Annotated in this window: 9 protein-coding genes; 4 read left to right on the top strand and 5 right to left on the bottom strand. The window is 62.6% G+C overall.

The annotated features are described in order from the left end of the window. On the bottom strand, positions 1-764 hold a 764-nt coding region (locus PF446_RS09575), incomplete at its 3' end, for a glycosyltransferase family 2 protein (RefSeq protein WP_298071201.1). A gap of 201 nt (positions 765-965) precedes the next feature. Here PF446_RS09575 and pilB point away from each other — a divergent pair. The 4 genes from pilB (at position 966) to coaE (ending at position 5,668) form a co-directional block, all read left to right on the top strand. Then, a complete protein-coding gene (gene pilB, locus PF446_RS09570; protein WP_298071200.1) occupies positions 966-2,693 on the top strand; it encodes a type IV-A pilus assembly ATPase PilB in 1,728 nt (575 codons plus the stop codon). 75 nt (positions 2,694-2,768) lie between these two features. Then, positions 2,769-4,037 (top strand): type II secretion system F family protein, encoded by a 1,269-nt coding sequence (locus PF446_RS09565; RefSeq protein WP_298071199.1) that lies wholly within the window; start codon positions 2,769-2,771, stop codon positions 4,035-4,037. A gap of 104 nt (positions 4,038-4,141) precedes the next feature. Further along, on the top strand, positions 4,142-5,014 hold the full coding sequence (locus tag PF446_RS09560; protein ID WP_298071198.1) for an A24 family peptidase: 873 nt from the start codon (positions 4,142-4,144) through the stop codon (positions 5,012-5,014). Positions 5,015-5,026: 12 nt separating this feature from the next. After that, positions 5,027-5,668 carry a dephospho-CoA kinase gene (gene coaE / locus PF446_RS09555; protein ID WP_298071197.1) on the top strand — a complete coding sequence of 214 codons (642 nt, stop codon included), beginning with the start codon at positions 5,027-5,029 and terminating at the stop codon, positions 5,666-5,668. 494 nt (positions 5,669-6,162) lie between these two features. Here coaE and PF446_RS09550 read toward each other — a convergent pair whose 3' ends face one another. From PF446_RS09550 to lgt, 4 genes are all read right to left on the bottom strand, one after another. Further along, on the bottom strand, positions 6,163-6,582 hold the full coding sequence (locus PF446_RS09550) for a (deoxy)nucleoside triphosphate pyrophosphohydrolase (RefSeq protein ID WP_298071196.1): 420 nt from the start codon (positions 6,580-6,582) through the stop codon (positions 6,163-6,165). After that, a complete protein-coding gene (locus PF446_RS09545; protein WP_298071195.1) occupies positions 6,575-7,060 on the bottom strand; it encodes a dihydrofolate reductase in 486 nt (161 codons plus the stop codon). Before PF446_RS09545 ends, PF446_RS09550 begins: the two co-directional genes overlap by 8 nt. 101 nt (positions 7,061-7,161) lie before the next feature. Next, positions 7,162-7,956, bottom strand: a complete 795-nt coding sequence (locus PF446_RS09540) for a thymidylate synthase (protein WP_298071194.1) — start codon at positions 7,954-7,956, stop codon at positions 7,162-7,164. A gap of 56 nt (positions 7,957-8,012) precedes the next feature. Continuing rightward, a complete protein-coding gene (gene lgt, locus PF446_RS09535; protein WP_298071193.1) occupies positions 8,013-8,906 on the bottom strand; it encodes a prolipoprotein diacylglyceryl transferase in 894 nt (297 codons plus the stop codon).

Genomic DNA, 8,906 nt, shown 5'->3' with positions numbered 1-8,906 from the left:
GTGCTCATGTTGGTCAGGCGTCCGTACGACAAAAAGGTGCGTGCGTAATTGAGACATCCGAGCAGAAAAAACACACCGCTCGCGGGCACAAACAGCTTCAGCGGCGAATACAGCGTGGCGATCTTGAAGATGATCAGCAGAAAGCGCAGCCCGTCGCGCAAGGGGCGGATGTGGCTGGCGGTGCCGTCGCGCTGGGCGACCTTGATCGGCACGTAGGCCACGCCGTAGGCGCTGCGGAAAAACGCCATGGTGCTGGTGGTCGGGTAGCTGAATCCGTTGGGCAACAGGTACAAAAACTGCATGAATTTGTCGGCGCGCACGGCGCGGAATCCGGAGGTCAGGTCCTTGACCTCGTGTCCACTCATGCGGCTGGCCAGCCAGTTGTACAAACCGTTGGCCAGGCCGCGGCCGACGCCCGCCTGGCCATCCCAGTCGCGCGCGCCGACGGCCATGTCGAAGCCTTGCTCCAGCTTTTCCAGCAGCCGGGGAATGTCGTCGGGATCGTGCTGGCCATCCGCATCCATGAACACCAGAATGTCGCCGTTGGCCGCGCGGGCTCCCCGCTTGATCGCAGCGCCGTTGCCCATGGAGTACGGGGACGACAGGCATTGCACGCCATGGCGTGTGCACAGTTGCGCGGTGTCGTCAGTCGAGCCATCATCGACCACGATGATCTCCGCTTCAGGCTGCAATGCGCGCAGCCGGGGCAACAGGCCGGCCAGGGCGGCGGCTTCGTCTTTTGCGGGCAGGATGATGCTGATCAAGAATTTCCCCCTTGTCCGGACCCGTGGGATCATAGCGCGAAGCCACATGGAACTGGCTTTTTCGGCCACGGACGGCTCATGACCGGGCCTGAAACGCGACACGGTACGCCATTCTGGTGATCTGATCGCGCATCCGGGCTGCCCAAGCGACCGTATTTGCGGTAGATTCGTATCATATTCGGGGGATTACGACACTTTCTTATGGCAACCCAGATGCAGCCCCCTCCGCTCACGGGCTTGACGGGCATGGCCCGGCGGCTGGTTCTTGATGGTCTCCTCAAGGAGGCCGACGCGCGCTCGGCTACCGAAAATGCGGCCCAGAACAAGGTGCCGCTGACCAAGTGGCTGATCGACAACGGCATGGTCGACAGTACCCAGATCGCGCGCATCACCAGCGCCGAGTTCGGCATTCCGTTGATGGATCCCACATCGATCCCGTTCAAGCAGATGCCGCTTTCCAGCGTCAGCGAAGCGCTGATGACCAAACACAAGGTCTTGCCGCTGTACAAGCGCGGCAAACGCCTGTTTGTGGGGGTGTCCGACCCCACCCAGTCGCATGCGCTGGAGGAAGTTGGTTTCCACTCCAACTGCATCGTCGAGCCGATCATGGTCGAAAGCCAGCAGCTGGCGCGCACCATCGACCACGCCCTTGCCACGGTCTCGACCAACATGGACGGACTGGGCGAAGAGGAAGGCCTGGAAGACCTGATGACCGAGGCCGGCGACGCCGAGCCGAAGGATACCGGCGTCGACGCGCTCAATATCGACGACACGCCGGTGGTGAAGTTCGTCAACAAGGTGCTGCTCGACGCCATCCGCCGCGGCGCCTCGGACATCCATTTCGAGCCCTACGAGAACCAGTTCCGCGTGCGCCTGCGCATGGACGGTATCCTGCGCACATCGGCCAAGGCGCCGATGGCGCTGAGCAGCCGCATCTCCTCGCGCCTGAAGGTGATGAGCGGCCTGGACATCGCCGAGCGCCGCGTGCCGCAGGACGGCCGCATCAAGCTGAACCTGTCCAAGACCAAGGCCATCGATTTTCGTGTGAGCACCTTGCCAACCCTGTTCGGCGAGAAGATCGTGCTGCGTATCCTGGACGCCTCGGCGGCCAAGATGGGTATCGACAAGCTCGGTTACGAGGATGACCAGAAAACCCTGTTCATGGATGCCATCCAGAAGCCCTACGGCATGGTGCTGGTCACCGGACCGACCGGATCGGGCAAGACGGTGTCGCTGTACACCGCGCTGAACATCCTCAACACCGAAGGTCGCAACATCTCCACGGTCGAGGATCCGGTCGAAATCCGTGTCGACGGCATCAACCAGGTGCAGCAGAACGTCAAGCGCGGCATGACCTTCGCCGCCGCGCTGCGCTCGTTCCTGCGCCAAGATCCGGACGTGATCATGGTCGGCGAGATCCGTGACCTGGAAACCGCCGAGATCGCCATCAAGGCCGCGCAGACCGGCCACATGGTGCTCTCGACCCTGCACACCAACGATGCAGCACAAACCGTCGCGCGCCTGATGAACATGGGCATCGCGCCGTACAACATCACCTCGTCGGTCACCCTGATCATCGCCCAGCGCCTTGGCCGCCGCCTGCATGAGTGCAAGACGCCGCTGGAACTGCCGCCTGCCGCGCTGTTGGCCGAGGGATTCTCCCAGGAGGAGATCGACGCCGGCCTGCACATCTACGACGCCAAAGGCTGCGACGGCTGCAACGAGGGCTACAAGGGCCGCGTGGGCGTGTACCAGGTGATGCCGATGCTGGATGAGATCCAGCGCATCGTGCTGGAGGGCGGAAACGCCATGCAGATTTCCGACGTGGCCCGCGAGGCGGGCATTCCCGACCTGTTCACCTCCGCGCTGTTGAAGGTGAAGAACGGGGTCACGAGCCTGGCCGAGATCAATCGCGTGACCAAGGATTAATCAACGAATCGGACGGTGTCGAAAGCACCATGACCGTCCGGCTCGACCACACCACCAACGTGGAAGAACGCGCTTATGGCAACCGCCACCGCCGCCAAGAATGCAAGTAAGACCGGTGCCTCGCGCGCCAGCGTGAGCAAACTCGTCGTCTACGAATGGGTCGCGCTGGACAAGCGCGGCAAGAAGATGAAGGGGGAGATGCAGTCCAAGACCGCCACCCTCGTCAAGGCCGAGCTGCGTCGCCAGGGCATGAACCCGCAGACGGTGCGCGAAAAGCCAAAGCCTCTGTTCGGCTCCGCCGGCAGCAGGGTCAAGCCTCACGACGTGGCGATCTTCAGCCGCCAGATCGCGACCATGATGGCGTCGGGCGTACCGATGGTGCAGGCCTTCGAGATTATCGCGGGTGGTCAGCGCAATCCGCGCTTCAAGAACATGCTCACGGACGTCAAGCAGACCATCGAGGGTGGCTCAACCCTGCACGAAGCGCTTGGCAAATACCCGATTCAGTTCGACGAACTCTTCTGCAATCTGGTCAAGGCCGGCGAATCGGCCGGTGTGCTGGACACGGTGCTCGACACCCTGGCCACCTACAAGGAGCGCATGGAGGGCATCAAGTCGAAGATCAAGAAGGCCCTGTTCTACCCTGTCATGGTGCTGGCCGTGGCGTTCGTGGTCAGCCTGATCATCCTGCTGTTCGTGGTCCCTGTTTTCCAGGATGTATTCAAGAATGCCGGCGCCGCCCTGCCCGCCGCCACGCAGGTCGTGATCAATGCCTCCAAGTTCGTGCAGGCGTACTGGTGGCTGCTGATCATAGTCATCGTCGGCAGCGTCATGGCCCTGGTCATGGCCAAGAAACGCTCGCTCAAGTTCGCGCATTTGCTTGACCGCATCCTGCTGCGCTTGCCGATCATCGGCAACATCATGCGCCAGTCCGCGCTGGCCCGCTTTGCGCGCACCTTGGGCGTGACCTTTCGTGCGGGCGTACCGCTGGTCGAGGCCATGGATGCCGTCGCCGGCGCGACCGGAAGCATCGTCTATGGCAATGCCGTGCGGCAGATGCGTGATGACGTGGCCGTCGGTCACCAGATGCAGCTGGCCATGCGTCAGACCGGACTGTTTCCCAACATGGTGGTGCAGATGACCGCCATCGGCGAGGAATCGGGTGCCCTGGACACCATGCTGTTCAAGGTGGCCGAGTTCTACGAGGAAGAGGTCAGCAACGCCGTGGATACCCTCAGCACGCTATTGGAACCGCTGATCATGGTGATCCTGGGCGTGATCGTCGGTGGCATGGTGATCTCGCTGTATCTGCCGATCTTCAAGCTCGCCGGCACTGTCGGATAGCCGAGCGACACCCGCGGAGCTGCAGCATCGCCCACACCTCAAGGGGCTGGCGTGGCGCACTCTGCATGGCCTGACGTCCACCTTGCTGGGGAACCCAACGCATCATGCTTCCGTATCTGCTCACCGTGCTGCCTTGGGGCGCCTGGATCCTGGTTGCCGGCATCCTCGGGCTTCTGGTCGGCAGCTTCCTGAATGTAGTCATCCTGCGCCTGCCCGCGCGCATGAACCATGCCTGGCGCAGCGAGGCGCGGGAGATCCTGGAGATGGAGCCCGAAACGGCAGCCACTCCGCCCGGCCTGGTTCGCGAATCCTCGCATTGCCCGCACTGCAAGCACACGCTTTCCGCGCTGGACAATATACCGCTGCTGAGCTGGCTGCTGCTGCGCGGTCGCTGCCGCTACTGCAAGGCGAGCATATCGATCCAGTACCCGCTGGTTGAGCTGCTGACGGCGCTTTTGAGTGCGGCGGTGGTATGGCGGTTCGGCCCGGGACTGCTGGGATGCTTCGGGCTGATTTTCACCTGGATCCTGGTGGCCGCCTCAGGGATCGACTTTCGCACCCAGCTGCTGCCCGACCAGCTGACCTATCCATTGCTCTGGCTCGGACTGATCCTGAGCCTGGTGCCGATGTACGTTGCGCCGACCCAGGCCATCCTGGCCGCCGCGATCGGCTATCTCAGCCTGTGGAGCCTGTACTGGGTTTTCAAGCTGCTGACCGGGAAAGAGGGCATGGGCTACGGCGACTTCAAGCTGCTGGCCGCGCTGGGCGCCTGGATGGGACCGCTGGCGCTGCTCCCGATCATGCTGCTGTCGTCGCTGATCGGCGCCATCATCGGTGTCGCATTGATCGCCTTGCGTCGACACGAGCGCGGCGTACCGATGCCGTTCGGGCCGTTTATCGCGGCCGCGGGCTGGGTCTGGTTCGTGGTGGGGCCCTGGTTGCTGCATGCCTACATGCAGCTGACCGGCATGCGCTAGAAGGCCGCACAGGTGCAAGCTCGCAAGCACTTTGTGGTGGCTCTCACCGGTGGCATCGCCGCAGGCAAGAGTGCCGTAGCCCGGTGTTTCCGGACGCGTGACGTACAGGTGTTCGACGCCGATGTTGGCGCGCGCGAGGTGGTGGCCAGGGGCTCGCCCGGACTCGATGCCATCACGCAACATTTCGGCACCGATGTCCTGAAAGAGGACGGCTCGCTCGATCGGCGAACCATGCGCTCGCGCGTGTTCGACGATCCGGAGGCGCGCAAGGCACTGGAAGCCATCGTGCATCCGGCGGTACGTGCCTGGCTCGATCAGCGCATCCGTGCCGATCAGGGCCCGTACTGCATCGTGGACATCCCGCTGCTGGCCGAGACCTGGCCGCAATACGCCTGGGTGGACCGGGTCCTGGTGGTGGATGCACCGGACACGGTGCGCATCGATCGACTCATCGCGCGTGACGCCATCGACAGCGAGCTTGCCTCGCGCATGATCGAGGCCCAGGCTTCATCAGAGTCCCGCCTGGAGCTGGCGGACGATGTCATCAACAACAGCAGCAGCAGCGAGGATCAGCTGGATGCTGGCGTTGAACGCCTGCATGCACGCTACCTGCGATTGGCATCCGTGAAATCCGGATCGGCCCGACCGCGATAGACCACGCCCCTCCAACAGAAACATTCCCAAAACCCGTAGCCCGATCCCGTAGCCCGGATAAGCAAAGCGCATCCGGGAACGCCAAACCCACCGTTACCCGACCACGAGCCACGTTGCGCCACTCCCGGTGGCTACCGTAGGAAGTCCCCGGATGCGGCCAAGGCCTTATCCGGGCTACAACTCGATCCCGTAGCCCGGATAAGCAAAGCGCATCCGGGATTCACCGGAAACATTCCCAAAACCCGTAGCCCGGATAAGCAAAGCGCATCCGGGAACGCCACATTCACCGTTACCCGGCCACGGGCCACGTGCGCCACTCCCGGTGGCTACCGTAGAAGACCCCGGATGCGGCCAGGGCCTTATCCGGGCTACAACTTGATACCGTAGCCCGGATAAGCAAAGCGCATCCGGGAACACCGTTGCCGCCCCCCGTTGTCGCCAAATCTCAACCGCAATCATGCACATCCTGCGCCCCCCACGAGCGCGCGCTGCAATCAACCCATCAATGCCTGCATCACCGGAAGGTCCGCGGGCGCCAATTGCATCGGCAGATCGCTCGAGGGATACACCCAGCGCAGCGCCTGCCCTTCGCACGAGCGCGGCACGCCATGCCAGCGCGGCACGCGCATGGCGTGCAGGAGCAACGACTTGCTGGCGTAGTCCCACGGCAGCTGCATCACGGTCTCTCCGGGCTCGGCCTCGATCCCGAGCTCTTCGCGAAGCTCGCGTACCAGCGCCATCGTCGCGCTTTCGCCGGGTTCGCACTTGCCGCCGGGAAACTCCCACAGACCGGCCAGGTGTTTGCCTTCGGGACGCTGCGCCAAAAGAACACGGCCCTGGCTGTCGAGCAGCAGTCCGGCCACGACATGGATACGGATCGACGATGCCGGCGAAGCCGGACCGGATTCACTCACGCACGTACTCAACCATGTCGAAAGCGTAGGCGTGTTTTTCATCCTTGCGGTGATGCACGCGCGCGGACTCCGACCAGTCGCGGTAATTGATGTGTGGAAAATACACGTCGCCGCCTTCCACCTGCGTATCCACCCAGGTCAGGTACATGCGCAAGGCAAACGGCAAGGTCTCGCGGTACACCTCTCCGCCACCGATGACCATCAGACCGGTACCGCCAGCCAGCACCTGGGCTTCGGGGATCGAACGTACCGTTTCCTGCCCCGGGAAGGGGGCGGTATGCCTGCGGCTCAACACCAGATTGGTCCGCTCCGGCAGCGCGCGCCCGATCGAAATGGCAGTGTTGTATCCCATCAGCACGTGCTTGCCGATGGTCAGTTCCTTGAACCGCTTGAGATCATCGGGAAGGTGCCACGGCATCTGCCCGTTCTTGCCGATGACGGTGTCATTGTCCAAGGCGGCGATCAGGGAAATGGACATGAACTCTCCTGCATTGAAGGGTATCTACCACCGGAGTTGAACCGGTTATCGCAGCAAGTTTACGTCCGAACGCGCCCTGCGCCTACCCGCCCGGCGCAAGCTCAGACAGCAACCGCGGCCTTGATCGCCGGATGTGGATCATAACCCTCGAATACCACATCCTCGAAACCAAAGTCCTCAAGCCGCTGTATCCGTGGATTGAGTTTCAGGGTCGGCAGGGACCTGGGGGTCCGCGTCAGTTGCTCGCGTGCCTGCTCCAGATGGTTGGAATACAGGTGTGCATCACCCAGGGTATGCACGAAATCGCCCACTTCCAGCCCGGTCACCTGGGCAATCATGTGCGTCAGCAACGCATAGCTTGCGATGTTGAATGGCACACCCAGGAAAATGTCACCCGAGCGCTGGTAAAGCTGGCAGGAAAGCCGACCCCCAGCAACATAGAACTGGAACAGCGCGTGGCAGGGCATCAGCGCCATCCTGGGCAGCTCGGCGACATTCCAGGCCGAGACGATCAGCCGACGTGAATCCGGGTTGCTCTGGATCTCGCGTAGCACACCGTCGATCTGGTCGATCACGCGTCCGTCCGCACCCTTCCAGGAGCGCCACTGCTCGCCGTACACCGGCCCCAGGTCGCCTTTTTCATCGGCCCATTCATCCCAGATGCGGACGCCGTTTTCCTTGAGGTAGCCGATGTTGGTATCGCCGCGCAGGAACCAGATCAGTTCGTGGACGATGGACTTCAAGTGCAGCTTCTTGGTGGTGACCAGCGGAAAACCCTGCCGCAGGTCGAAGCGCATCTGCCATCCGAACACGCTGCGGGTTCCGGTGCCGGTGCGGTCGGCCTTCGGCGTGCCGTGTTCGAGCACGTGGCGGAGAAGATCAAGATAGGTCTGCATGATTCCAAGGATAGCCCAGCCACCGCTCTGGTTGGAGCCATCCGGACTCCCCAGGCTCAATCCAAGTTGACGGCGTCTTCGGTATCGGTTTCCCTCCGGGGCACCCGCGGCAGTGTCGGCGCCCTTCGCGACAGCCACAGCAACCACAGTCCGGCCAGTACCAGCGGTACCGATTGCACCTGGCCCATGGTCACCCAATGGGTCCCGAACAGATAACCCGGCTGGCCATTGTGGCCAAATTGCGGGTCGGGCATGCGCACAAATTCCACCGCGATGCGGAAGCATCCGTACATCAGGGCAAACAGTCCGGAAATGCGGTAACGCGGCCGCGGCTTGCGTGAGTACAGGTACAGCACCGTGAACATCACCACGCCCTCCAGGAACAACTCATACAGCTCGGAGGGATGTCTGGGAAGCATGCCGTATCGGTGCCAGATGGCGTCCCAGGCGGGATGGGTGGCGACGAAGTGCAGGTCCTCGTTGTGTGCTCCCGGAAACATCACAGCCCAGGGAACATGGGTGGGCTTGCCCCACAATTCGCCATTGATGAAGTTGCCCAGACGACCCAGTCCCAGGCCGATCGGTACCAGCGGCGCGACAAAGTCCACGGTATCCATAAAATGCAGCTTCTGTTTTCGCGACCACCAAAAGCCGGCCACCAGCACGCCAAGCAAGCCGCCGTGGAAGGACATGCCGCCATCCCAGATGCGAAACAGCGCCAGCGGGTCGGTCCATATCCAGTCGATCGGTCGGTAATAGGACAGCATGTACCAGACCCGACCGCCTACGATCACCCCCATCATGCCGAAGAACAGCAGGTCGCTGAAAGCATTGGCGCTGACCGGCAGATACCCGGCGCGACGCCGGCGTTCGCCGAGGATCCAGACCGCAGCGAAGCCGAGCAGGTACATCACGCCATACCAATGCACCTCGACAGGTCCCAGATGCAA

Source organism: Oleiagrimonas sp., assembly GCF_027858935.1.
In the GTDB taxonomy this organism is placed as follows: Bacteria; Pseudomonadota; Gammaproteobacteria; order Xanthomonadales; family Rhodanobacteraceae; genus Oleiagrimonas.
The sequence above is the reverse complement of the archived record's forward strand: the minus strand, read 5'-3'. Positions and strand labels throughout refer to the sequence as shown.